The sequence below is a fragment of the Staphylococcus microti genome, assembly GCF_000934465.1.
GTDB lineage: Bacteria > Bacillota > Bacilli > Staphylococcales > Staphylococcaceae > Staphylococcus > Staphylococcus microti.
Window position 1 is genome coordinate 12,991 of record NZ_JXWY01000002.1, and the last position, 26,745, is coordinate 39,735.

The following is a 26,745-nucleotide window of genomic DNA, read 5'->3' on the forward strand; positions in this document are numbered from 1 at the left end:
TGTTCATATTTGATAGTGACACAAAAGTAATGTTGTTCCAAACTGTCGTTGTCTCCCCTCAGTAAAAATAGCCTTACTTTGCCCTTAACGAATCGACTATTTTCACACATCGCTGCCCATCTATACAATTTGAAACTGCACATACGTCTTATGTCTCTATGTAACCCTTTGTGCTAATGGATTGTAAAATATCTTAATATCTCAATTATAACGCTAAAAACCATAAGAAAAAAGCGCTTACCATATAAAATTTCAATCTATCGACATGTTGCTCAAAATTCTAACGAGTCGATAAAACAAAATGCACCCCCGCTCTGTAAGCATAGGGATGCATCGTTCAATATATTTTAATAGCTCTGTTGTTCAATTTGTTCTCTGACATAACCAGATAGCTCAAAAACATATGCCATTTCATTTTTCCCTCTTATTGTGGCATTAGAATTTTTGTTATTCATGCCACCTGGATTAATTCCAACTACTTCGTGATGTTCATTCAATATAGGAGATCCTGAAGCTCCCATGCGGATAATCATTTTAGAATAAAATTGAGGATCTTCCGTCTTTGCTTTTAACATATAAAATCCATTTGAGTTATACATTTTATATCTTGGGTTATCTTGAAAATCACCTGGCAAATATGCTTTATTGGGATAGCCATAAGAAGATAATTTATCCCCAAATTTCAATGCTTCAATATCTGATTCTTTGGCTAATTTCAAAGGTTCCACCTTATCCGTTAACTTTTCATTTGTATGAAGAATCGCTACGTCTACACCTTTAATCATTGTGACATCTTTAATTGTAAATGAGTATGGTATATTATTCGCGTCTCTTGAAGGCATAAATTTGAGGTTTTGTGGCTGTTCTGGTCGATATTGTGCTTTATTCACAATTCCAAAGTTCTCTTCAACTACATGGTTATTGGTCAACAGTGTATAGTCATCAATTACAAAACCTGTACCATAAAATTTATTTTTAGTATTAGATAAAATACCAACACCACTTATTTCTCCGTGAATATTATTTACTGTACTAACGCTTAATTCACTGTTATCAATTTTTTGAACTAATTCTTGAGCTTCCATAACACCAGCACTTCTTAAATTAACAGTTCTTTCCGTATACGATTCCGCAAATACATTTGAAGATGTAACAAGCGCCCCCAACAATTGCTATTGATATAAAACTTTTTCTAAGTTTCATCCTACACTACAAATCCTTTCATTATTTTAGTATTATGTTAATAAAATACATTTCGGAAGGTTGATTTATATGTCTAATAATAATGCTTTTATTGAAAAATGAATAAAAAAGCTTTAGAAATAGGGATGAAAGAAGCGAATTTCAAAAATCCTTCTGGTCTAGCTTCTAGAGGACAATTATCGACCAGTTATGATTTAACTATCCTTACATTGCATTCCAGTTTCAATTTTATTATATCTAAAATTTTGACAGAAAAGCAATATCACTTTCATATTAAAGGACCTCAAAGCAGAGATATAATGATTAAAACAACAGTACGTAATGATTTTTTAAACAATTTCTATACCGTAATTGGTGGCAAAACTGGAACGTTAGGTTATATTAAAAATTTATCTGTTCTCATATTTGAAGATAATCAACTTTATGTTGTAACCGCACTCGGGGCTACTGGCAATCGATTCCACCAAGTACGTCTCATTCTTGATCAAGCACTTGGGAAACCAATTAACGAACCCATTCAAGTAAAATCATACAACGTCATAAAATATCCAACTATTCCTGAACATTTGCTTAAACACGTCCACTTAAATTCTTTATTAGCAAAAGATGACGATGTTAAATCTGCGCCAGCAAGTCTGACAAAACTTTTGACACTTCTAACAGCTTTAGACTATCCACTCCCATTAAATCAAGAAGTAGAAATTTTAAACTGCGACATCGTAGAAGATGGTCTCAATCCACTCCATGTAGGCGATATTCTCACAATTGAAGACATCTTGCATTTAATGCTATTATCATCTTCCAATATTGCTGCTAATATGCTTGCACGCTTTGTTGAAGAAACATACTTACGCTAGATATGGGCATTCAGTTCTATATGATTCCTATCAATGCTATAATAGGCTAAAAGAACCAAATTGAGGGATGCACCATGAAATCAATCACATTCTTAATGCATAATATTTATGGGATGGGCGGTACGGTTAAAACAGTCAGTAATCTTGCTAACGAACTCGTAAAGGAAGGTCATACTGTCAAAATTATTTCCGTGTTCCAATCAAAAAGCGAGCCGTATTTCGAATTGGATCATCGTGTGAAAGTCGTATCACTCATTGACTACCAGTTGAAAGTACGTAATTTCGTATCTTTATGTGCAAACCGTATTCGTAGGTTTACGCCTTTATTAAAACCGAAATACCTCACGGCGCATGAACCGGGTTTGCGTCAATATTCAAGTTATGTAGAGCGCAAATTGTTACGCGCGATTCAACAAGATACATCAGATGTTATCATTGGCACACGTGCGAGTTACAACATCTTAATTGCACGTTATGGTAACGCTAAGCAATGGCGCATCGGTATGGAACATATGAATTTCACTGCGCATAGTGAGGCGTATCGCAAAGAAATCGTTCGCCACTATACCAAGTTAGACGCACTCACGACCCTCACATCTCAAGATCGCGTACAGTATCTGCAAGTGCTGCCACATACACCTGTTTTTATCGTTGCAAATATGATTTCAGAAAAACGCTACAATATGATGAAGAAAAATCAAATTATTGCGGCTGGACGCTTTGAATACGAAAAGGGCTTTGATTTACTTATAGAGGCCGTTCATGCCATTCAAGATGATTTGCGTGAAGAAGGATACACCGTACAAATTTTTGGAGATGGTAAAGAAAAAGAAGCGCTCACGCAAGCGATTAATTACTTACATTTACAAGATATTATTTTCCTTCGTCCAACAACGCAACAACTCAGTACTTATATTGCCGAAAGTAAAGTAACATGTGTTCCCTCTCGCAATGAAGGGTTTGGTTTAACCATATTGGAAGCGATGAATCAAGGCAGCATTGCTGTGAGCTTTGACGGTAATGTCGGTCCTTCATCATTAATTCGTCACAACGAAAACGGCTTTCTCGTACCGTATGGCAACGTTGAAAAGCTCGGCATACAGTTATTAGACGTGCTACAAAACCTACATGGTCATCATCTTAAAGCAATTCGTGATGCTGGTTACGAAACCGTTGCTGCGCATGCACCCGAACGTATTTATCAACAATTTAATCATATGCTACAAACACTCGAACATCGTTCATAAGATATATAAAGTGGGAGCAAGACAGCGCACTTATGTTGTCTCGCTCCTCTTTTTTATTGCAAACAAAAAGCGTACGCCCTACCTAGAAAGTGGTAAGCTGTACGCTTTTCTTTATATATCGTCGTTATGACTAGCTAATTAACATTGATAATACGAATGTCCAAATGCACCAGATTACTAATAAACCTGCACTGTATTTTAATGTCATCTTCAAGAGTTCTGATTCTCTACCAACTTGTTTTACGGCTGCTGTTGCAATCGCAATAGATTGTGGAGAAATCAATTTCGCAATCGCACCACCGGCTGTGTTAGCACCTACTAAAAGTGCGCCACTTGTACCGACTTGCGGTGCAACAGATGCTTGAATTGGTGCGAATAATGCATTGTTATTTACAACAGAACCTGTCATAAATACCCCAATCCAACCTAAGATAGGTGATAAGAATGGGAAGATTTTACCTGTTTTCGCAACACCTTCACCCATTGCTGCTGTTAAGCCACCGTATGTTGTTAACTTAGCGATTGCTAAAATCATACAGATTGTTAAAATTGGTAACCATAATTCTTTAAACGCTTCTGCAAGTAATTGACCTGCACGTTTGAAGTTAACTTGTTTCGATAAAATGATTGTAATGACACCAGCAATTAATAATGCTGTACCTGTTTGGTTCAATAAGTTGAACAACAATGTAATTGGTTGTTCAGAAACATCATTCATTGTGAACGTCAATGGAATTTTAACCGTTAAGAATTCTAACGCGCCACCTTCCATGAATAAACCTTTGAATGCTTTGGTACTCCAAATTAATACAAGTACTGTAAGGATACCGAATGGGCTCCAAGCATATAATACTTCTTTCACATTATGATGTGGTACTTCTACTTTTGGCTCTTCTGCGTTTAAGCGGAAGATATTTTTAGGTTGGAAACGTTTAGACACGATTGCTAACGTACCCATAGACGCTAATGGTGGTAAAATATCGATTAACTCTGGACCTTGAATGTAGCTGAATAAAATTTGTAACACTACATAAGGAATGATTGTTGCTAAAATTGCTGGTAATGTTTCACGAATACCTTTAAATCCATCTAAAATAAAGATTAATAAGAATGGAATAAAGATTGTTAAGATCGGTAAGCTGTAGTTTAAAGAACGTGCTACTTCTAATGCTGTAATGTTACCGTGTAAGTTTAATGTGTCGATAACGGCTACTGGTAAACCAATCGCACCATATGCACCGGCAGCACCATTCGCTACTAAGCAAAGCATCGCAGCTTTTAATGGTTCAAAACCTAATTGTGCAAGTAATACCGCACAGATTGCAATCGGTACACCGAAACCTGCAACACCTTCTAAGAAACAGTTAAAACAGAAACCGATTAATAACAATTGAATACGTTGGTCTTCAGATACTGTTGTAATACTATCTTGAATAACAGCAAATTGACCTGTTGCAACTGTTACTTTATACAACCAAACAGCCATCATAACGATAAAGCCGATTGGTAAAATACCTTGATAAAAACCTTCTACAACCCCACCAGTGGCAATACCTACTGGCAATTTGAACACGAACAACGCAATTACAACTGTAACAACTAACGTTGTAAGCGCTGCGTAAATCCCTTTCATTTTAAACACTGTTAAACAGAGTAAAAATAAAATGATTGGAATACTTGCTACTAATGCAGATAGTGCAAGATTTTGGAATGGATCAAATGAATGTACTAACATCTCTGTCATCTACCTTTAATATTTATTTACTTACTTTATGAAAAAATCATTGTGATTAATTTCACATGAAAAATATACCACGTATTTTTTAGTAAATCAATATCTTCTTGTAAATTTTTTTATTATAGATAAATGATAAATCTCAATAATGAATCAAACTAAATTTAAACACGTATAATGTATTATTCCACTTTAACAAACTATCATTAATTTCTAAATAACTTAAATGATACTAATATAAAACAGCACAAATCATCATACCACCATTTATTGAAAATATAAAAGGACCGAGACGCAATTGTCTCAATCCTAAAATGTATTATTGACGGTATGCAGGGTCTACAATTTTAGCTTGTCCTGTTTTATCAACCGTTACAATTGTATATGTCCCCGGATTCGCTTGATTCAAAAAGCTAAAGATGTACATATGATAACCATCTTCGCCTTCAATCGCGTAATCATTATATGGGTTTTGATAGCCATTAAATTGATTAACTTCAGCATTGGCTTGATTCAATGCACTTTGGAAATCTGGTAACACTTGTTGTGCCTGTTCGTTACTGATTGGCTGGCGCACAAGGTTTTGTGCAACAGGTACAACATTTTGTCCTTGATAAGGTGCTGTGCTATTTGTTGGTGCTGTCGCTTGTTGATTCGCCTGTGCATTATTTTGCGCTGTTGTATCTTGTGTTGCTTGCGTCTGTGCCGTATCTTGTTGTGTCGCATTTTCTACATGACTTTTATCTGCATGCGTTTTGTCAGCATTTTGATCATCAGCAGCTTTCTTAGCTGCCTTGTCTTTGTCAGATGCTGTTTTCTTTTGGGATTGTTCTGTTTTGTTCTCTTGCTGTTTGTCATTGTCAGTGTTTTTAGAACTGTCCTCGTTAGAACATGCTGCTAATACAAGTGCGAATGCAAAAAGGCCGGTGAATAATTTTTTCATAAATATTACCTCCAAATTTTAAAATGCACTACTTGTCTATATCTTACACTTTTTCGCCAATATAACCAATTATCTTTCGGTTTAGGATTGCTGAGAAGCATGTGCAGTGATTGGCATTTCCATTAAATCATCTACATCAACAACGCCACCCATAACAAAATCTAACGTTCCTGTTTTCGTCATGCCTTGCTTACGATAAAAATGTAATGCTTGGCGGTTTTCTGACCATACACCTAACCAGATGTCTGTTTTCCCCCATGCACGGGCGACTGACAATGCTTCATCAAACAGCATTTGCCCTAAATGTTGGCCGTGATATGTTTCGTATAAATAAAGACGCTGTATTTCCGCATAATGATCGCCCTTATTAACCGTCTGTGCTTCCCCAACATTCAATTTGAAATAACCAGCAATTCTCCCCTCTACAACAAGAATAAAAAACTGCGATTCTGGATTTTCAATTTCTTCGGTTAATGTCACTTCACTAAAGGCTGTCTCAAAGTATTGTTGAAAGTGTTGATCCGCTTCATCACTTTCACGATACGCGTCTTCAAATGTTTCAATACTCACACGACGCAAAAGATGTACTTGGTCTGGCGTCACGCGCTCAAAACGATAGTCCATCTCAATCCCTCCTTGACCCTGTCACTTTATTTATAACCTATTCAACCCTTTGTTTGCAACTTACTTTCAATGCTTGTTATATTTAAGACGTATTATCCATTAACAATTGCTTCATCAATACACATTTGGTGCGAAACAATGAAGGTTTTTACAAAATAAACGCTCTGTTCCGTTCCATTTGAGGAGGTCACGATTATGCAGTCATTCAAAGCATTTGTTTTATCAGAACAGGAAGGCACTTTCACACCCGCTTTTCAAACGTTAACAACAGCCGATTTACCTGACGGCGATGTAACCGTGCGTGTACACTACTCAAGCATTAACTACAAAGATATGCTTGCGACACAACCTAACAATAAAATTATTCGCCAATACCCTCGCATTCCGGGTATTGATCTGGCAGGGACAGTTATTGACTCGCAACACCCTCAGTTTAAAAAGGGGGATCAAGTCATCGCAACAGGCTATGACTTAGGCGTCTCACACGATGGTGGTTTTAGCGAAGTCATGCGTCTAAATGGCGATTGGCTTGTCCCATTACCTGAGAATCTAACACTGGAAGAAGCGATGATTATCGGCACGGCAGGCTATACAGCCGCATTATCTGTCGATGCTTTAGAACAAAATGGACTGACGCACGACAAAGGTCCTGTACTCGTTCGTGGAGCGTCTGGAGGTGTCGGCACAATCGCTACAATGATTTTACACACGCTTGGCTATGAGGTGATCGCTAGTTCCGATAATACGGATTATGCAGCAACGCTCAAAAAAATTGGTGCGTCTGATGTCATCCCACGCATAAGTGATGTCACACCAAAAGCACTTTCTAAAACCGAATGGCAAGCTGTTGTTGACCCTGTCGGCGGTCCGTCTATTGAAGAAGTGCTTAAACGCATTCACCCATCCGGTGCACTTGCATTAAGCGGTAATGCTGGTGGTACAGCCTTTGAAAGTACTGTATTCCCGTTTATTTTACGTGGTCTACGCCTTATCGGTATTGATTCTGTGTATACACCGATGGCTTATCGTCAACATATTTGGCAACGCCTAGCGACCGACTTTAAATCAGCACATCTGCATACGATTAAACAGGTTATTGCGTTTGCTGAATTACAAAATGGACTTGAAGCCGTGCACCAATCAACACATAACGGGCGTATTGTCATTGATATGCAAGTGGAAAACCCGCTACAAAACGATTAATCCAACTTGCACACGTTATTTATTGAGCAGCAGACTAAGTGGACATCCCTTATCTGGCTGCTCTTATTTTTATCCCAAAAATATTTTCTTTATATAATTTTTGATTGACATTGATATTCATTATCATTTATAAGATAATGGAGTTATCAATTATGTGAGAGGTGTCTGTGAATGAAAGATCTAACAATTATCGGTGGTGGTCCAGCCGGTCTCTTCGCAAGTTTTTATGCTGGTTTAAGAGGCATGTCTGTTCGACTTATAGATGTTCAACCTGTTTTAGGTGGTAAGATGCAACTTTATCCTGAGAAAATTATTTGGGACATCGGTGGTATCGCCCCAAAAACGAGCTATGAAATTATTCAAGATATGATTCAACAAGCAATGCACTTTGACCCAGAAGTATGTCTCAATACAAAAGTCGTCGATATTAAAAAGCATGCGGAACAAGATTTTGAGATTATTGCTGAAGACGGTACATCATACACTTCAAGATCAGTCATCATTGCCATTGGCGGTGGCATTATTAAACCACAAACATTAAATATTGAAGGTGCCGAACGTTTTGAACTGACGAACCTACATTATGTCGTTCAAAAATATGAGCGTTTTATAGACAAAAACATTGTGATTTCTGGTGCGGGTAATGCGGCACTCGACTGGGCACGTGATTTATCTGACTATGCGAAAAGTGTAACACTCGTCTATCGTAAAAAAGATATTTCAGGTCATGAAGCAATGGAAAAAGTCCTCAATGACTTAGATGTCCAAAAAATGCCGAATATGAAAATTGTACAACTAAAAAATACAGATGATGATCCGAATACGATTGATGAAATTATCCTAGAACATACAGAAACTGGAGAACAAAGTAATATCAAGGTAGATGAAGTGATTATTAGCCATGGCTTTGAACGTGATTTAAGTTTACTCAATAAGGTGGACTTAGACATCGACCTAGCCAACGAATACTTTATTGCTGGACAAGGTAACTCGCATACGACGGTACCCGGTGTATTTGCGTGTGGCGATATTGTACAACACCCTGCGAAAGTGCATCTGATTGCAAGTGCGATTAGTGACGGTGCACATGCGGCAAATAGTGCGAAACAATACCTTGAGCCAGAAGCCCCTGCAAATGGCTTTGTTTCAAGTCATAACGACATCTTTAGAGAAGCGAATAAAAAATATTTACCTTAATACACGAAAAAATAGGTGTGAAGGCTGTGCAATTCTGCACGGCTCCACACCTATTTTTAATTATTCGGCGTCTCTTGGTTCTTTAATAATCGCTTGTCTTAATAAGAAGAATAACAAGATAAATCCTGCTGTCACTGTTACGTGCCCAATCCCTGCAAAGCCTGAGAATGATGCTGGCACCTCTTGACCAGAAATTTGCATAAATCCTTTAGCAAATTGCATACTCACTGTTACGAGCACACCGATGTTATAAATAATAAAAAACCAATTGAATAAATAGTAGCTACTAATTTTAAAGAGCTTTTCAATAGAGATTAATATTAAAAATACAAACATCCCTAGCGTTAGCAAGTGTGTATGCATGACACTCATCTGTGTCTCACCTGTAAAGTTATAATGCAATGTCAGCTCACGGTATGTGAAACCACTGAACAAGCCTAGCGCTGTATAAAACATAAACGCATATAAAATTCTTTTCATGTGTTACGCACACTCCATATTCGGATTGAGGGTCCATGCCCGTTGCTTTCATGTTTATAAACAACGTATCGTCCCTCACGTTATTTCATTCTCATTATCCTAATTTCATTCATAACTGTCAACGTCAATTAGTTGTCAGATTTCGTAAAATTACCGCGCTTAAACAAAGCAACCGCAGAAACGATCAATGCTAAAATAGACACAATCCACAATGCTGTTTGACCTATCGGTGACTGTGACGCTTCGCCATCATGACCATGTTCGTGTTCATCATGTCCATGCCCCGCTTTCACTTCTGTCACTGGTGCAGGTGTTTCACTGTTCTCATTTTCATCTGTCCAGCGTACCACTGTGCCATCTTTATATGTCTGTGTTGCTTTCCATTTGAATTTCCCCGCTTTATCAGGGTTGGCAACAACAATCGGAAAATCCCTATGTTCATTTGGCCCAATCCCTTTATCTGTTGCTGTCCACGTTACTTTTTCAATATTGCCTTTACTATCTTTCTTAAACTCATGTTTGAATCCTGGTACCGGCTCAACTGTAGATAGTGCGACCCCTTTAGGTACTTCTAACTCTAATTTGACAGTCTGATCATTACGTTCTACGGGTACACGTACATTGTATTCTTCATAAGACCCTGGCTCACTTACTTGAGGATTCAATGTGACATGTGCGTCTGCTACGCCTGTTGCGCCGAATGATGCTGCAGCGACAAATGCTAAACTTGCAAAAAATTTATTTATTTTCATTGATTTTACCGCCTTTTCTTTTTATAGAGGAACTGCTATTTGACTCATAATTACACCTGCTAATATGAGAAAGAGACCAATCGCTATTTCTACATACAGCAACGGTTTGCTAATACGACGCTTTTTAGACATCGCCCAAAATGATTGAAAGGCACCGAGTATGACTAAAAGTACTGTGTAAAATAATTTGCCAAACCATAGGCCACTATACGTCGTCTGTTGCGTAATAATTGCTTGAATAGACGTGGCATCTATTGACATTAAAAGGCCTGTCACGATAATGACGAATACTGCTGCCAAGTTGGATTTAAACAAGACATCGCGCAGTATTAAAACGTACGAATGACGTTCTCGTGCACGTATATAGCCGATTAAATATAAAAAACTACCGAGCCACAAAGCGATTGCCCCTAAATGTAGCATCCGTATCGCCAATGCATACAACGGTACGTCTTGCGCCCATACATGCCCTGACATCGCTAAACTGATAAAAATAAAGAGCGGCATTATTTGATACCAAATACGTTCCATATTTTTAAGCGAAAATAATATAAGTGCTGTTGCCAATGAAAGTGTTGCTAAAGCGAATGGAAATGTGAGCCACGTTGCTAAATCGAGATGCAACATGTAATGAATAACATTTTTAGGCAACGTCATTAAGTACAGTATCCCTGTCAGTCCTACTAACATAATTAGTAGCCATAGTATGCTGCGATGTTTTGGAATGACGTCATACGTCGGTACGTCTTGGCGAGCCATGAGCTGATTAACCATAAATAATCCTGTAAGTAGTAAGACACTGCCTTGCATGATAAAACGCATGACACCGAACCACCAAAATGTATCGGCATAAAATGGTTGAGACGTATCAATTTTCGCAACAGTTGGCTCACCAATTGAGAACTGATACTGTCCTGATACTTCATGCCCATCTGGTGATACGGCTTGCCACAACACCGCATATGACCCTTCACGCTGTTGTTGTGTCTGAAATGTCACTGTATTGGAATAACCTGTTTCTTGTGCACGTAACTGCTCAACTTTTTGTCCTTGATCATTGTAAAGTTGTACGTCTGCATAACGCACATTTACAGGTTCACTGAACGTCAATTGTATTTCTTTAGGCGCTGTTGATAGTATCTCATCTTTCATTGGTTGCTGATTTTCTAATGAAACATGTGCTGATGCTTCATTAACATATCCCCCTATGACAAGACAACATACGAGTAAAAGCCCTATGATTGGAATTATCCGTTGTGTAACACGCATTGCTTACCTCCTAAATACCTAATGATACACATACTATTCGATTCTACCAAATTATGCCACAAAAACAATGAAAGCGGTTCACAACTTTTTTCTAAAAATGCAAAAACACCTTTCATGACAGATTTTACGCTGCCATCAAAGGTGCTTAAATTTAACTTTATTAAGTTGTGACAATTTCTTCTTCAACAGCTACATCATCATTTAAGCCCACCATTGATTCAGAAATATTACGTGAATTATAGCCAATACGCTCTAATACTGCAATCATATCTACATATAATAAGCCGCCATCTGTTGAACATTCGCCACGGTTCAGACGTTTAATATGTCGTTTGCGCAATTTATGTTCAATTGTAAATGCTTCTTGGCTACGCGCTGCAACTTCATCTTTTTTCGTTGTATCGTATACATCTAACGTCTCTAACGCTTTTTCAAATGATTCTGTTACGAAGTTGAATAACTTTTCAATACCACGTTGTGCATCATCTGTAATGACTATTTCTTTTTGTGCTTGACGATCAATTAAGTCGATATATTCTTTAATACGACTTGATACTTTCAAGATTGAACGGTTGACGTCAAGCATCACTGCCAAGCGTTCGGCGTCTTTCTTATTAACATCTTTTGTTGAAATGCGGACTAAGTAGCTACGAATGCTATCATTAATCGTTTCAACCGCTTGATGTTTCTGTTCAATTTTCTTCAAAAACTTTTTATCAAAGTGTTCAGCATCACGTACATCTTCCATCATAGATTGTACGATTTGACCGACATTTTGTAATTCTTTTTGCGCTTCTTGTAATGCCACACTTGGTGCATGATATACCATATCTTTGTTCAAATGTTGTGGTTTATAATCTTCTGTTACATCTTTACCTGGTACAATTTTCGTTACGAGCCATGCAAGCACACCGACAAATGGTAATTGAATGATTGTGTTCGTTACGTTAAATGCCCCGTGCGCAAATGCAATTGCCATCGCTGGTTTTAAATGCCACGCTTCTTGAATAAAGCCAACTGCATGAATAACGAGCGGTAAAAACAGTGAAAAGATAATCACACCGATAACGTTGAAAATAACGTGTACAAATGCTGCACGCTTCGCCGCTAATGAACCGGCTAAACTAGCTAGGACAGCTGTGACTGTTGTCCCGATATTATCACCTAATAACACAGGAATCGCCCCGTGTAACTCGATTAAACCTTGACCGTAGAACTCTTGTAAAATACCGATTGTCGCACTTGAACTTTGTACGATTGCTGTCAATCCAACACCTGCTAATACACCGTAAAGTGGGTTGTCTGACATGTCTAACATAATTTGTCTAAATCCTTCAAGCTCGGCAAGTGGTTTCACCGCACCACCCATGAATTCTAAACCAAAGAATAGCGAACCGAATCCGAATAAAATACGACCGATGTTGTTGATTTTAGACTTTTTAAAGAAGAAAATTAAAAAAGCCCCTACTGCTAAAATTGGCATCGCATATTCGCCTAAATCAATACCGATAATGAATGCTGTAACTGTTGTACCAATATTTGCACCCATAATTACACCGATTGCTTGCTTTAATGTCATAAATCCTGCTGTTACAAGCCCAATCGTAATAACAGTTGTACCCGAACTACTTTGAATTAAAATCGTTACAATCATCCCTGCTAACACGCCGAGCAATGGATTTGATGTAAACTTATTTAAAATATCACGCAGACGATCACCTGCAGATGCTTGTAAGCCATCACCCATCGCTTTCAACCCGTACAAGAAAATCCCGAGTCCTCCTAAGAACGAGAAGATAACTTCTGTCACTGACATTTCCATGACTTCACCTCAATGAATTATTTGTCTTATGTATTCAATACTGTATGCACTCCAAAGTATGACGGATAATTGTAAATTTAATGTTAAGATGGTGTGAAGTTTGCTTTAATTTCAATCTTATGTAATTTCAACTATAAATTTTAAAGATTTTATATGATTCTGAGTGATTATAAAAAGATACCTGTCGATATGACATTGTTACTAAAAATTGGGTATGATATAACTATTAACAATTTTAAGGAGAATACGTATGATTACTGCTTATAAAAACACTGCCTCGCTTCATGTCGAAACGACAGACAGTTGGGAATCTGCCCAATGGCTCAATGTTGTAAAACCGACACAAGAAGAGATTCAAACTTTGATCAACACTTATGGTTTCCCAAAAGACTTTCTAGAAGATGCGCTGGATAGCGAGGAGAGTTCACGTATTGAATATGATGACGACAGTGGTTACTCATTAATTATTAGTGACTTACCGATTACAAAATCTGGTAAATATAAACTGAAAAGCTTCACAACATTACCATTAGGCATCATACTTGGAAAAAACATTATCGTTACGGTATGTGCCAAACCATTTCCATACTTGGAACACCTCACACAAAAACCGATCAATTTAAGCTATAAGAGCCAATTTGCATTAAAACTAATGTACGATATGGCTGCACAGTACAATAGAAGTTTGCGCTTATTAAACAAAGAACGTCGCCAAGTGGAACATAACTTACAACAACGTGTCACAAACACACGCCTTTATTTACTCAGTGAGATTGAAAAAAGTTTAGTTTATTTCTTAGCTTCTTTGAAAACCAATTCATCTACTATTCGCCATTTATTCCGCTTGCCAGCGATTAAGCGATTTGACGACGATGAAGAACTGTTAGAAGACTTACAAAATGAGCATCAGCAAGCTGTTGAAACGACAGAGTTATATTTACGCATCGTGGAAAGCATGTCTAATTCATACGCTTCACTGCTATCAAATCAGCTGAATACGACGATGAAAACTTTGACGATCTTCACTGTTTTATTAACATTGCCAACACTCGTCTTTAGCTTTTTCGGTATGAATGTCCCGCTGCCAATTGATACACACAGCATGTTGTCATGGGTCATCATTATCGCCATTTCCATTGCGTTAGTAGTCATTATGTTTACCGTGCTATGGCGTAGTAACAAGTTATGATATAAGACGAAAAAAGTGAGTAGCCTTTCCGATAATGGAAGCCTACTCACTTTTAGTTTATTTATAACTCTTCAGCATTTTGATATTTTTTGCGTTTTGATAGTACTAACGTCACAACGATACTCATAACGAATGCGATACACATACCGATGATGTAGTGTGTCCAAGAACCCGGTGCGATAGAAATAACACCTGGAATCCCTGCTGCACCTAGTGCTGTTGCTTTCACTTGGAAGAATGATACATAAGCCGCACCAAGCGCTGAACCGACCATTGCGCCGATAAATGGATAGCGCAATTTCAAGTTAACCCCGAACATCGCTGGTTCAGTAATACCTAGCACTGCAGATACACCTGCTGCAGAAGCAACACCTTTTAACTTTTTGTTTTGTTTAATGAGCATAAATGCTGCAAGCGCTGCGCCACCTTGTGCCATATTAGACATCGCCGCGATTGGGAAGATGAATGAACCACCTGTTTTCGCTTGTTCAGCAATTAATGATGTTTCAATTGCGATAAAGCTGTGGTGCATACCTGTAATAACAATTGGTGCATAGAACAGACCGAAGATAAAGCCACCAATTGCGCCACCCGCTTCATACAAGAATGTTAAACCGTCTGTTAACCAGTAACCCATTGTACGTGTTAACGGTCCTACAAATAAGAACGTTACGAATGATGTAATAAAGATTGCAAATAATGGTGTTAACAAGTTATCCAATACAGTTGGAATAATACGACGTAAACCGCGTTCTAACGTTGCCAAAATATATGATGATACGAGAATTGGTAATACTTGTCCTTGATAACCAACTTGTGCAATAGACAGTCCTAAAAACTCCCATTTAGGAATTGGATCGCCATCTGCAAGTGCGGCAGGATATGTGTAACCGTTCATTAAGTCAGGATGAACCATGATTGCCCCTAATGCGGCCCCTAAGAACGCATTTCCGCCAAATCGTTTCGCTGCACTAAAACCAATTAAAATCGGTAATAACGCAAATGGTGCGCTTGCGAAGATATTAATCATATTCGCAAACTGCGCAAAGTGTGGGTACATATCTACTAAAGATTGTCCTTCAGCAAAAATACCTTTCGCCGTAAAGATATTGTTCAGCCCCATTAACAAACCGCCTGCTACGATAGCAGGAATAATTGGCACGAAAATATCCGATAACATTTTCACAAAACGTTGCAATGGATTTCCTTTTTTCTTCTCTTTCTTCTCTGTTGTTTCTGATTTTTCTTCTGATTGTGAAGCCCCACCAGTCAACTGATCAATTTGTGCATACACTTGATTGACCGTACCTGAACCGATAATAATTTGATATTGATCCGCTGTTGAGAACGTCCCTTTTACGACATCTAAGTCATTTAACGTTTTCTCATCTACAATGCTTTCATCTTTTAAAGATAATCTCAATCGTGTTGCACAATGCCCCATCTCTTCAATATTTTCTTTACCACCAATGGCATCTAAGATTACCTTGGATTCTTTTTCATACGCCATACAAACCCTCCTCAAATTTCACTGCTTTTATATGTTATTTCTTTTTCATTAAATGCCTTTATCACGGTTTTGGAACCGGTACCAAAAGTTCTTGCTTATATTTTACTCACTTTATGTTATAGAATCAATCTAATTCATAAAATTTCTAAAATTTTTTTATATACCTTCATTTGAACGTCACTAAAAAAACATATTTTATTCCAAAAAGCGAACATATGTGCTATATTAATATCACCCTTTTATTATCGACGTTGGCGCTGTTCCCCCTTATCTCGAGCGCTAACATCACAATAAACCTTCTGTAGTACGTCCAACGCATCTTCACTTCAGACACCTACTGGTTAAAACCATTTTTTCATCTCCCAGATCCACCTTAATCATTCCTTTTGTCTAAGTTAGCTTTTCCCTGTTTAAGCTACTCAATTTTTTTAACTTTATGTATCTATTTTTTTATCTCTCTCTGATTCAACATGTTATTTTTTTAGTTGTTTACATCATTTTTTAACCTTTTTAACAATATTGTCGCTGTTGAACCCCTACGAACATGTTAAAACTTTTCAATATAAGACAAAAATATACAATTGCCTATTACACATTGTTACTGCCAATTCGTCAACTATATAATTAAGCATATTTATTACGCATTTTGAGAATGGAAGAGGTTAATTATGCGCGGAATTACAATTGAATTGTCGACACAATGTCAATCCGAAACGTATCGCGTTCTTGACGAGATACAATTACTCGTGTCATTAGATGGTATGCTAGACATCCAACTCAATGGCAGAAGTCGTCATTGCTACAACCATATCGCAATTATTAACAACCTAGACATCGTTAAAATTTCACACGCGCAATCACTCATTAAAGTATGTATCCCTATGCACTTTTTCTCAAAATATCACACGAATTATCATACTGGTTATTTTAATCAAGACCGTTTCACTTCTCACACCAAGGTTACCTCATTGTTAAAACGCATCATCAAAGACGATAATAGCAAGCAGAGCCAAGCACTTATATACGATATATTGAAGATTCTGTTTGAAGAAGCTTACGTTACGACCGAAGCGCTTTATCTACCTGATATGTGTGTCAACAACAAACTGCTCAGTAACATTCTGCAATATATTTACGACCACTTAGATACACGCATTTCGCTCAAAATTTTAAGCGATCATTTCTTTGTTTCGCAATCATACATTTCAATATTATTCACCAAATATTTGGACTTCAGCTTTAAAATATTTTTTATCACTTTAAAGCTCGGCTATTCATTGCAATCTGTGTTAACAACGAATGACACCATTCAAAGTATTGCGATTCAGTACGGTTTTTCAAACTACAGCAATTACTCTAAAATATTTAAAACATACATTGGTGTCAGTCCTGCAGACTATCGCACGCAAGCAGAAGATACCGAATCAATGCTAACCGTATTACCTTTTGATTCGGAACATTTTCTAGGCTATCTCGTACCAGACAGTCTGTCCATCGCACCCAAAAATATTACGATTGATTTAAATGATTTAGTTCAACCAAGCTATACACATGAACGTCAGCTTTATCTTAAAGTTTCAAATATATCTATTTATGATGCCGTAGAATATATGATGATACAGTCAAAAGATATGTCAGAACGTTCTAATTTAACATTGTATTTTCAAGATATAACTGCCAAAGATATGCGATTTACCAACACGGTCGAATTAGAGCGTTTTTGTCGTCTAATGCAACACACACATTTGGCCTATGCTTTTCGTTTTTACAACATCAAGCAATTTGAAAACTTTGATAAGTTATTTTTACAGCCGATTTTACGTGTGATGGCTATGAATCCACATACCTTTACGCCTGAAGATTTAAAATTATCGCTTGTTCTTACGTCTGAACACTTATCAATACGTGAAATAACATTTATTAAGCAACATATGGCAAAGCATTTACCACATTGTCAAATCGCACTTGATTTACAAGCACCTTTCATATCGAATGAACCTGTCATAATAAGTGCGTTACAACGACAAAACATGGCATTCGATTTCTATTGCTTATCCTTTGATGCGTTAGTCAATACACCTTCAACGAATATAACGATGTCACATATCGAGCACGGCATTGAGCACTTCAGACGTCATATTGAGGATGCACATACACCGATTGTTTTAACTGATTTAAGTGAATTAACATTAGAAAAATTGTGGCATACGTCCGCAACATCTGACGCGACGAAGTTTTTGAACTTATTGTTACACATGCCTAGCGATGTGTTAGGGTTAAGTTTATCTCTCACATCATCAGCTAAACAACCGATTGCCTATTACAACCAGCATGGCCATCCGTTGCCTTACAGTTACATTCATGATATGTACCGACATTTTTCGGGACAACTTAATAATCAAACGGAAAATTATTTATTGCGTGATACGGAAGATGCTTATTTACTCTTGTTATTAGAGCCGTGTTACTTCCATAACAATATGGAGTCGTATACACCTCAAACGACAAATTATCAAATCTTAAGCGCTTATACATTAGCAACACAATTAGTTGTAACTTATACGTATGAAGACTTATATTCAAATGTCACGAATGGTATTGCACGTGACATCGAGTTGTATTATTTACCGTCTAAAGATGTTGAGTTGATTCATCAAACATTTCAACTGCAGCCACATATTACAGTTCACAACTTTTTCAACAAAATTTTGCACATTACGTTGCCACCTGAACAAATCAAGTTGATTAAAATTTATAAACATAAAGCAACGAAGAAAACACAAATACTATAAAAGAGTGGTTTGCCCTTTACGCAAACCACTCTTTTTTTACTCGATATATTCATTTTTAGTCGCATACCAACCGAAGATTAACACCATGAGATTCATCGTTAACATAATGATAATACCGATAGACCACGTGTGACTCATATCATAAACCATGCCAATCAGAAACGGCCCAATCGCTGCAATCCAATAACCGACAGATTGTCCAAAGCCAGAAAGCGCCATACTGACACGTGTTGTTTTAGCACGAATAGAAAAGAGTGTCATACATACACTAAAACACGCACCGATACCCATACCAGTCAAAATCATCGCTAAAATTAACAGCCAATAATGATTTGTGAAAAGTAAGCTAAATCCTGTTCCCATCAACGCTACGATAATGTAGACGAGCACACGTTGGCTTTGCATTCTAGCCGCAATAATTGGGAACATAAATGTCATTGGCAATTGCGCAAATTGATTTAACATTAAAAAGTAACCCGCTGATTCAGGCGCAATGCCTTTACTCACTAAAATAGACGGATACCACGCCACAATACTGTAAAACATCATTGATTGGAACGCCATCATCAAAGCAACCGCCCACGCCATTTTAGAACGATAAATTTTTACCGGCTTCTGGTTACTTTGCGTATCTACATCAATTGCCTCCATACTGTCATCCGTTTTTTTCAACTGCGGTAACCAAACGATAATCGCACAAACCGCAATCAATACCCAAAAAACGAGTGATAAACGATAAGACAATGATGACAGTGTAGAAAGTGGGTAACTCAATCCCCCACCGAGACCGGCTGTAAAGTTCATCGTCGCACTATAAATCCCGGTAATCAATCCAATTTGTAGTGGAAAACGCCATTTTGCATACGCTGGCAGTGTGACATTACCAAATGCTATTGCTATGCCTAAGACAACCGTGCCGATAAAAAATGTGGCGACACCACCGCTCACACGCAATACGAGTCCTACAATTGTTAACAACACGGCATAGAATAAGACATGAGGCATCGCATATCGCTCTAATACTTTAGAAGCTACTGGTGAAAAAATACCAAAGATGATAAGCGGAATTGTCGTGATTAATCCGGCAACCCCATTATTGATATGTAAATCTACTTTAATATCATTAATAACAGGGCCAACAGCTGTTAAAGGCGCACGCAATGTCCCAGCAATTAAAACAATACCTATTACTAATAGCCATTGATCTTGTATACGTTTCCCATACAATTGATTGGTCATTCGCAAATCCTCCAGTCATTATTTGTCTTTATCTTATCATAATTGATGCTGTATTTTGGATACGAATTGTGCGCAATTTAGCAAATAAATACTTAACATTGTGCAGCTTAATGATTAAAATGCTATTTTAAAATGATGAACGTCACAATTTTGTCACGTAATATCGTTAGTTATTACTTCCTGTATCCGTTTTCTTCATATACAATAAAACTATCTTTACATAAAGGAGCCTATACCAGATGAAACAAAAACAAACACTTGGTATTGTTATTATTGTTGCGATGCTTGTTGTAACAGCTGGCATTGTGATTGCTATTATGATGTCTAGTCAAAAAGAAACTTACTATGGTTACATGATGGATGACACAACTGCTGAGAAAATCGTTAACGCATCTACAAATGAAGTAGAAGAACACGTTGCGATTACACCAGACGATCAATTTAAACCACAAAAAGGTGATTTCGTGAAACTGACTGCTGAAAAAGATAGCGATCATCATTTCGTTAAGCAAGAAATAGTCGACCACGATGATATTCCACATGGTTTGATGACTAAAATTCACGATATGCATATGGAATCACATCACCATTAATGTTGATGTCTCGACATAAATATTCAAAAGAACCGGTATATTGCCGGTTCTTTTTGTTATGCACTATTTCTTTACGATTGATAAAACAATGACCATTAAAATAATGAGCGCAACGCCTAGCAATTGCCAAATGCCAAATGAAACATTCAACCATACGACGGACGTCAACAATGCGGTAAGCGGCTCGATCGTCCCAAGCAAGCCCGCTTCATGTGGAAATAAATAATGTAAACTGTCGATATAAAACCAAAATGCGAGCATCGTCCCAAAAATAATCGCAAACCAAAAAAGTAGATGCGTTTGTGTTGACCAACCTGACAAATCGACTTGCCATGGTGGATGCACAAAACTTAAAGCGATGCCACCAATGAACATAGCCCAACCAACAACACTTAACGAACCCCAACGTGCTAACAATTTCACTGGGTAAATTGTATAAAATGCAAGTGCGATGGCAGACAATAACCCCCAAATAATCGCAAGTTTCGGTACTTGTAAATTTTCCAAATACCCATTAGTTAAAAGTAGATACGTTCCTGACAAGGCGAGGACAATGGCAAGTGCTTCTTTTATACCAAACGTCGTCACTTTCGTTAGAACTAAGTAAAAAATAATGAAAATAGGTCCTAGATATTGTAACAAGGTTGCTACTGCAGCATTTCCGTAATTGATGGATGACATAAACGTATATTGTACAGCGAGCATGCCTAAAATACCGTAAATAATCATTTGTAAGGCAGCACGCTTATCCCACCAAACCATAAAAACCTTCATTCCCTGTGTCATAAAGGCAATTACAATCAGCAAAAAGCCTGAAATGACGAGTCGAACAGCGACAAACCATGACACATCTATATGTGCATGTTGAAAGAGCCATTGGGATACCGTCCCACCAACACCCCAAAAGGTTGCACCGATGATAACGAGCAAATAACCGAGCCAGCGTTTTTCATGTTGTTGTGTCATATGCGTCCCCCTAACGTTATTTTTATCAATCTAACATGTTTTGACTAGAATAGACAATCCCATTTTATTTTGTGGCAAAGGAAAAACCTTGCTGTGCATATCACTTTACACAACAAGGCGATTTTATTGATGGCTTACCAGATGATTTCATCAACAACATCATCCGTTAACGCTTTAACAACTTCTGCCACAAGCTTCACGGCTTGTTCGTAGTCTGACTGGCTCATAACTGAAACATTTGAATGCATATAGCGGAGTGGCACTGACAATGCGATAGATGGTACACCGTCTAATGTTGTGTGAATATTTCCGGCATCTGTGCCACCACCTGGTAATGAATCCCACTGTAAAGTAATATCATGTTCTTTTGCGACTTTTTTAATATGGCGAATCAGCCCAACATGTCCGATATTACTTGCGTCCATATTCAAAATAAGTGGTCCTTTCCCTAACTTCACATCGCCATCTGATGTCATGCCTGGCGTATCATACGCAACACCCACATCGACCGCAATAGCAAGGTCTGGTTTAATCTTGTGCGTCGCTACTTTTGCACCACGTAAACCGACTTCTTCTTGAACATTCGCACCTGCAACTAAGTTAACAGCTAAATCTTCATCTTTTAACGCTGCCAATACATCTACTGCCAGTGCACAGCCAAAGCGATTATCAAATGCTTTCGCCGTCATATAGTCTTCATTTAATAATGTCTCAAACTCTGAGTATGGTGTAATCATATTACCAATTTCAATGCCTGCCGCTTCAACTTCTGCTTTATCACGTGCACCAACGTCGATAAACATACTTTTGATATCAACCGGTTTGTTACGCTCTTCATCTCCAAGTACATGCGGTGGTTTTGAACCGATAATACCACGGATTTTTTTACCTTCATCTGTCGTAACCGTCACTTTTTGTGAAAGCATCACTTGGTTCCACCAACCACCAATTGGCGTAAATTTAATAAAGCCATTGTCATCAATCTTCGTCACTATAAAACCAATTTCATCTAAGTGCCCCGCAATCATAAGCGTACGTTGCCCTTTTTGAGAAATCTTTTTCCCAAAAACACCACCGAGATTGTCATAAATCATCTCATCACTATTAGGTTCAAGTAATGCAGTCATTGCCTTTTTGACATCATATTCATGCCCAGCAATCCCATCAAGATCTGTTAAGTGCTTTAATAATTTCTTTGTTTCTGTCATCATTCATACACCCCTTTATTCTCTCTATCTCCAATCATACCAAAAAGACACAATATTTTGTATATTGGACATCCACTCGTAGATAAAATAAAAACCCTGACAACGCTGTGTCCAGCCCAAACTTTGCCAAGGTTTTTAAACACCTTATTTCATTTTGTAGTTTTCATCAAAGAAGTTATATTTCGCTTTTTTATCATGCTTTTTCGTTTCAGTATTGAAGCCTTGTAAGAACAAACCACGTTTTAAATGTATCGGTTGCGCAATGTATGTGTTTTTCTCATCACCTTCTAATGTAAGTTCCTTATAGAAAATACCTTTACGCGGATCATAATCTTCTTTTTCTTTAATGATTTTACTATCCAAGTGCTGCTCTGTTAAATACTGGTCGATTAATTTTAAGTTTTGACTCTTTTGATACCCTTTATAGCCAAAAAATCCCGCTCCAACCAGAATAAACAGGACAATCGCTGCGAATATAAAACCGATAATTTTCTTTGCCATTTTGTGCGCCTCCAAAATTGGTATATATGCTACATCTTAACACAATTCAAGCGTTTTCAGTACCCACTCATCTTCGCGTCACATAATCGTTAGAAATCTATGCGTTTATCAAATGATTTGAATATACAATATGAAAACCTTTACAATAAATTAAGTGACAACTTTATGAATGGAAGGAGCATTCTTATGCATACATTATGGCAAACACCTGAAAGTCGTGCTGCTTTATTAAAACAACTGGTAGCACATGATAGCGTCACACACTCCCAAGGTGAACAAACATTTCCTACAATGATTCGTGACTTATTAATGCAACTCCCATATTTTCAACAACACCCTGAATACATAACACTGACACCCACAGATGATGCACGTCATGCTGTGGTCGCACTATACAAAGCACCAAAAGCAACACAAACGATTACGCTCATCAGTCATTTCGATACGGTTGGTATAGAAGACTACGGTGCATTACAATCACAAGCTTTTGATATGGACAAACTGACAGCCACTTTTCAAGAAGATATGCGCTATTTAGATGATATGAGCAAAGCCGATTTACGCTCTGGTGATTACTTATTCGGCCGTGGTGCCATGGATATGAAGCCTGGATTAATGTTACATATGTCCCTCATTGAAAAGGCCATTCTTGAACAATGGGACGTCAACCTTGTATTAATGACTGTGCCAGATGAAGAAGTGACGTCTAAAGGCATGCATGCGGCTGTTGCCCATGTAGCGCAACTTTGTCAGCAACATGACTTATCTATTGCACTCCATTTGAACAGTGAACCAACATTCCAACAAGCACATTATGATACCAACCATTATCACTACACAGGTTCAATCGGTAAAATTATGCCAAGCGTGCTTGTCTATGGTCGTGAAACCCATGTTGGGACACCTGCCAACGGGCTAAGTTCCAATTTTATTTTAAGTTATATTCAGCAAGAAATTGAGTATCATACACGCTTTCAAGAATGCTTTGAAACGGAAGAAACGCCATTGCCCGTGAGCTTGCGTGTTGCAGATATGAAGCAACATTATGATGTACAAACACCTTTCCGTTCTGTTGCGCTCTTTAATATGTTCTTATTTAAACGCAATGCGAATGAGATTTTTGAAAACTTCAATGAGGCGGTAGCCCAAGGATTAGAAAAAGGACTTGCACAATATCGACAACGTATCGCAAATACTGATGGCACAGCGCTCAATATGCAGTTGATGACTTACGATGCTTTACTGAAATATGCTATTGAACATTATGGGCAAGCAACCGTTGATAAACTGATTGCTGAAAATATTGCAACGGAGACAGAACCGCATTTGCAGTCTATCGCAATTGTAGATGCACTGACGCAACAATGCCGTGGGTTAGGCCCTACTGTTGTGACATTCTTTGCACCGCCTTATTATCCGGCAACAAATGCTTCTTACCATCCACTGACAGAGGCGTTAAGTGCAACCATCAATGAGACATCTCAGAAGCATTTCGGTCGTACATCTAAACGCATTCATTACTTTAATGGTATTAGTGATTTAAGTTATGTAGCGCTCTCACCAAATGGATCAGGTTTTGAAGCCTATGAACAGCAGACACCTGTGTTCAATCAAACATACACAATTCCATTTGAAGCGATTGAAAAAATTCAAGCGCCAATGCTAAACTGCGGCCCTATCGGCAAAGATGCACATAAAGTGACCGAACGCATTCATACGAAAAGTGCGTTTGAAGAATTGCCAATACTTTTAACAACGATCATTAAAAAACATTTTTTATAGATACGTAAACATTTAAAAATACACAGTATTTAACGCGCTTGTTAAATACTGTGTATTTATTGTTATATGATTAACGTACAACTGCTGCTTTTTCGCGTTTAGATAAGTGGAACATTGTTCCTAATGCTACAACACCGAAAACAGCAAGTAAGAAGAATGCTAAGTTGCTGCTTCCTGTCATTGATGTGACAGCTGAGATCACAAGTGGTGGGAAGAAACCACCAAGGCCACCCATCATTGATACGATACCATTTGCAACACCCGCTTCTTTAGCGAAGTAATGTGGTACAAGTTTGAAAATCAAACCATTTCCGATACCTGCACAAACACTTACAGTTAAACATCCGACTGTAAATAATACCATGCTATCTGATAAACCAATGATTACAGCACCCACAACCATAAATGAGAAGAATACTTTTAACATTGTTACAGCATCGAATTTGTCTCCTAACATACCACCTACCGGACGTAGGAATGTTGCTAATGCAATGAAGACACCTGTACGGATACCTGCATCTACTTTGTCTACGCCGAAGTGTTCTACTAAGAAGTTTGGTAAGAATAGACCGAATGCTACGAATGCACCGAATGTGATGAAATACCAGAAACTTGTGTAGTACAACTTATAGTTACCTAATAATTTTCGTGATTGTTCTACTAACGGTACTTTTACTTTTGGTTCATTACCGTCACCCAATAAGAACATAATAATCGCAAATACGACCATAACTGCTAAGTAACTCATCACTGTGTTTTGCCAACCGATAATACCTGCGATTGGTGGTGCTAAGAACGCTGATACAGCTGTCCCTAGGTTACCCATACCGTAAATACCATTTGCTAGACCAACCTTGTCTTTGGCAAAATATTTCGGAATAGATGTCACACCTACTGAGAAAATCGCACCGCCGACACCTAGGAAGAAACCAGCAAACATTAAGTTACCCGGTGTTGACGCTTGACTTAATAGGAAAATCGGCACAAGTAACACGATGAAACTTGTGAAAAATACCCATTTCGCACCAACGATATTTGTTAAATAACCGAACGGCACACGTAATACTGAACCTAAAATAACAGGAATTGCTAAAATAATTGATAATTGTCCACTTGTTATTTCAATGTCCTGGGAAATAAATGGCATTAATGGTGCAATGATTGTCCATGCCATGAACCCAGCAACTAAACTGAGCGTTTGAAGCCCTAACTGCAAACCAGCTTTTGACTTATCCATATTGATTCACCTTTTTCTGTAATAGATCTCTTGTATCAAAAAGGCTATACTGTGTTCATTTTTGATACGTTTGTTCATTTCTCAGTGTAACGTTATTGTGAAATACATAACATAAGGACTTACCCTATACCGACGAAGGGGTATCCCCTAACACAAAACAGACACAAATGAGATCTATGTAACCACTAAAATGGCGGATTCATCCAATCATAATTCACCAAGCTAGGCATACCACGTGTTCACCCCCCACATGATTCAAAGCATTTATCCCTTATTTAGGCATATGCATAAAATCGTTTTCTCTAAACGACAAAATGCTTTTCAAATATATATTTCAAACAATAATAATGATATAAAAAAACGCTATGATGACAATGGATAAATACCTATTTGATA

General features: G+C 37.7%; 22 protein-coding genes. 8 read left to right on the plus strand and 14 right to left on the minus strand.

Annotation, left to right across the window (positions count from 1 at the left end; translation table 11 throughout):
• Positions 1-347: 347 nt before the first annotated feature.
• Positions 348-1,085: a trypsin-like serine peptidase gene (locus TP70_RS00275; RefSeq protein ID WP_044358499.1), complete on the minus strand. Its 738-nt coding sequence runs from the start codon at positions 1,083-1,085 to the stop codon at positions 348-350.
• Between the two features lie 216 nt (positions 1,086-1,301).
• Between TP70_RS00275 and TP70_RS00280 the strand changes: the two genes are divergently transcribed.
• Together TP70_RS00280 and TP70_RS00285 are read left to right on the plus strand one after the other, a co-directional pair.
• Positions 1,302-2,060, plus strand: a complete 759-nt coding sequence (locus TP70_RS00280; protein WP_084207620.1) for a serine hydrolase — start codon at positions 1,302-1,304, stop codon at positions 2,058-2,060.
• Between the two features lie 74 nt (positions 2,061-2,134).
• Entirely contained in the window at positions 2,135-3,307 is a 1,173-nt protein-coding gene (locus TP70_RS00285; RefSeq protein WP_044358501.1) for a glycosyltransferase family 4 protein, read from the plus strand.
• A gap of 130 nt (positions 3,308-3,437) precedes the next feature.
• On the opposite strand, the gene TP70_RS00290 is transcribed toward TP70_RS00285, so the two are convergent.
• From TP70_RS00290 to TP70_RS00300, 3 genes are all read right to left on the minus strand, one after another.
• Positions 3,438-5,042 (minus strand): L-lactate permease, encoded by a 1,605-nt coding sequence (locus TP70_RS00290; RefSeq protein WP_044358503.1) that lies wholly within the window; start codon positions 5,040-5,042, stop codon positions 3,438-3,440.
• A gap of 319 nt (positions 5,043-5,361) precedes the next feature.
• The gene (locus tag TP70_RS00295; protein ID WP_044358504.1) at positions 5,362-5,985 is read right to left on the minus strand and encodes a hypothetical protein; all 624 of its coding nucleotides are present in this window, start codon (positions 5,983-5,985) and stop codon (positions 5,362-5,364) included.
• Positions 5,986-6,066: 81 nt separating this feature from the next.
• On the minus strand, positions 6,067-6,609 hold the full coding sequence (locus TP70_RS00300) for a GNAT family N-acetyltransferase (protein WP_044358506.1): 543 nt from the start codon (positions 6,607-6,609) through the stop codon (positions 6,067-6,069).
• A 192-nt stretch (positions 6,610-6,801) separates the two neighbouring features.
• On the opposite strand from TP70_RS00300, the gene TP70_RS00305 reads away from it, so the two are divergent.
• Together TP70_RS00305 and TP70_RS00310 are read left to right on the plus strand one after the other, a co-directional pair.
• Positions 6,802-7,812, plus strand: a complete 1,011-nt coding sequence (locus TP70_RS00305; protein WP_044358507.1) for an acrylyl-CoA reductase family protein — start codon at positions 6,802-6,804, stop codon at positions 7,810-7,812.
• A 171-nt stretch (positions 7,813-7,983) separates the two neighbouring features.
• A complete protein-coding gene (locus tag TP70_RS00310; protein ID WP_044358509.1) occupies positions 7,984-9,009 on the plus strand; it encodes an NAD(P)/FAD-dependent oxidoreductase in 1,026 nt (341 codons plus the stop codon).
• A gap of 60 nt (positions 9,010-9,069) precedes the next feature.
• On the opposite strand, the gene TP70_RS00315 is transcribed toward TP70_RS00310, so the two are convergent.
• From TP70_RS00315 to TP70_RS00330, 4 genes are all read right to left on the minus strand, one after another.
• Entirely contained in the window at positions 9,070-9,489 is a 420-nt protein-coding gene (locus tag TP70_RS00315) for a DUF2871 domain-containing protein (protein ID WP_044358511.1), read from the minus strand.
• Between the two features lie 128 nt (positions 9,490-9,617).
• Positions 9,618-10,241 (minus strand): YcnI family copper-binding membrane protein, encoded by a 624-nt coding sequence (locus tag TP70_RS00320; protein WP_044358513.1) that lies wholly within the window; start codon positions 10,239-10,241, stop codon positions 9,618-9,620.
• Positions 10,242-10,262: 21 nt separating this feature from the next.
• Positions 10,263-11,510 (minus strand): copper resistance CopC/CopD family protein, encoded by a 1,248-nt coding sequence (locus TP70_RS00325; RefSeq protein ID WP_044358515.1) that lies wholly within the window; start codon positions 11,508-11,510, stop codon positions 10,263-10,265.
• A gap of 160 nt (positions 11,511-11,670) precedes the next feature.
• Positions 11,671-13,326: a Na/Pi cotransporter family protein gene (locus TP70_RS00330; protein ID WP_103369398.1), complete on the minus strand. Its 1,656-nt coding sequence runs from the start codon at positions 13,324-13,326 to the stop codon at positions 11,671-11,673.
• Between the two features lie 256 nt (positions 13,327-13,582).
• Between TP70_RS00330 and TP70_RS00335 the strand changes: the two genes are divergently transcribed.
• Positions 13,583-14,521, plus strand: coding sequence for a magnesium transporter CorA family protein (locus TP70_RS00335; protein WP_044358519.1), 939 nt, complete (start codon positions 13,583-13,585; stop codon positions 14,519-14,521).
• 61 nt (positions 14,522-14,582) lie between these two features.
• On the opposite strand, the gene TP70_RS00340 is transcribed toward TP70_RS00335, so the two are convergent.
• Complete coding sequence (locus tag TP70_RS00340) at positions 14,583-16,031, minus strand: sucrose-specific PTS transporter subunit IIBC (RefSeq protein WP_044358520.1); 1,449 nt, start codon at positions 16,029-16,031, stop codon at positions 14,583-14,585.
• Between the two features lie 668 nt (positions 16,032-16,699).
• Here TP70_RS00340 and TP70_RS00345 point away from each other — a divergent pair.
• Positions 16,700-18,823, plus strand: a complete 2,124-nt coding sequence (locus tag TP70_RS00345) for a helix-turn-helix transcriptional regulator (protein WP_044358522.1) — start codon at positions 16,700-16,702, stop codon at positions 18,821-18,823.
• Between the two features lie 36 nt (positions 18,824-18,859).
• On the opposite strand, the gene TP70_RS00350 is transcribed toward TP70_RS00345, so the two are convergent.
• The gene (locus tag TP70_RS00350; protein WP_044358523.1) at positions 18,860-20,062 is read right to left on the minus strand and encodes a CynX/NimT family MFS transporter; all 1,203 of its coding nucleotides are present in this window, start codon (positions 20,060-20,062) and stop codon (positions 18,860-18,862) included.
• Positions 20,063-20,301: 239 nt separating this feature from the next.
• On the opposite strand from TP70_RS00350, the gene TP70_RS00355 reads away from it, so the two are divergent.
• Complete coding sequence (locus TP70_RS00355; RefSeq protein ID WP_044358524.1) at positions 20,302-20,655, plus strand: DUF4889 domain-containing protein; 354 nt, start codon at positions 20,302-20,304, stop codon at positions 20,653-20,655.
• Positions 20,656-20,718: 63 nt separating this feature from the next.
• Here TP70_RS00355 and TP70_RS00360 read toward each other — a convergent pair whose 3' ends face one another.
• From TP70_RS00360 to TP70_RS00370, 3 genes are all read right to left on the minus strand, one after another.
• Entirely contained in the window at positions 20,719-21,621 is a 903-nt protein-coding gene (locus TP70_RS00360) for an EamA family transporter (RefSeq protein WP_044358526.1), read from the minus strand.
• Between the two features lie 134 nt (positions 21,622-21,755).
• Positions 21,756-22,829 (minus strand): M42 family metallopeptidase, encoded by a 1,074-nt coding sequence (locus TP70_RS00365; RefSeq protein ID WP_044358639.1) that lies wholly within the window; start codon positions 22,827-22,829, stop codon positions 21,756-21,758.
• Positions 22,830-22,973: 144 nt separating this feature from the next.
• Positions 22,974-23,330 carry a DUF3139 domain-containing protein gene (locus TP70_RS00370; RefSeq protein ID WP_044358527.1) on the minus strand — a complete coding sequence of 119 codons (357 nt, stop codon included), beginning with the start codon at positions 23,328-23,330 and terminating at the stop codon, positions 22,974-22,976.
• Between the two features lie 186 nt (positions 23,331-23,516).
• Here TP70_RS00370 and TP70_RS00375 point away from each other — a divergent pair, with 186 nt between their 5' ends.
• Entirely contained in the window at positions 23,517-25,112 is a 1,596-nt protein-coding gene (locus tag TP70_RS00375) for a M20/M25/M40 family metallo-hydrolase (RefSeq protein WP_044358529.1), read from the plus strand.
• Between the two features lie 70 nt (positions 25,113-25,182).
• Here TP70_RS00375 and TP70_RS00380 read toward each other — a convergent pair whose 3' ends face one another.
• Positions 25,183-26,349 carry a nitrate/nitrite transporter gene (locus TP70_RS00380; RefSeq protein WP_044358530.1) on the minus strand — a complete coding sequence of 389 codons (1,167 nt, stop codon included), beginning with the start codon at positions 26,347-26,349 and terminating at the stop codon, positions 25,183-25,185.
• Positions 26,350-26,745: the final 396 nt, after the last annotated feature.